This is a genomic window from Bradyrhizobium sp. JHI2711 (genome assembly GCF_056156565.1).
Map to the genome: position 1 here is coordinate 1 of NZ_JBPZPT010000029.1, position 413 is coordinate 413.

Sequence of the window (413 nt, forward strand, 5' to 3'; positions counted from 1 at the left end):
TTGCGGCCGAGCAGGTGTCCGGTGGCGGCTACGACGTGGTCTGGAAGAACTCGGCCAACGGGCACTACTCGGTCTGGAGCACCGACAGCACCGGCAATTTCGTGACGACGCTAGCCGCGGCTCCCGAAGTCCTGGGGAGCGATCCGACCCTGAAAGCACTGGAGCCGACGCTCCAGCAGGATCTCAATGGCGATGGCGCGATTGGTATACCCGCAGGCAGCCTTGTCACGATCGAGGCGTTGGGATCGACCAGCGTGGTGGTGTCCGGCGGCAATTACTATCTGACCAACATCTCGACCGGCGTCGGCCCAACGCTGAAATACCAAGGCAATGTGGTGGACACGGCCAATTACACGACGTGGTCCGTCATTGCTGCCGAGCAGGTGTCCGGTGGCGGCTACGACGTGGTCTGG

1 pseudogene is annotated in these 413 nt (G+C 62.7%); it reads left to right on the forward strand.

Annotated elements, in window-relative coordinates:
* Nucleotides 1-413 (forward strand): annotated as a pseudogene (locus ACTEK7_RS36645) (M10 family metallopeptidase C-terminal domain-containing protein); the annotation flags it as partial.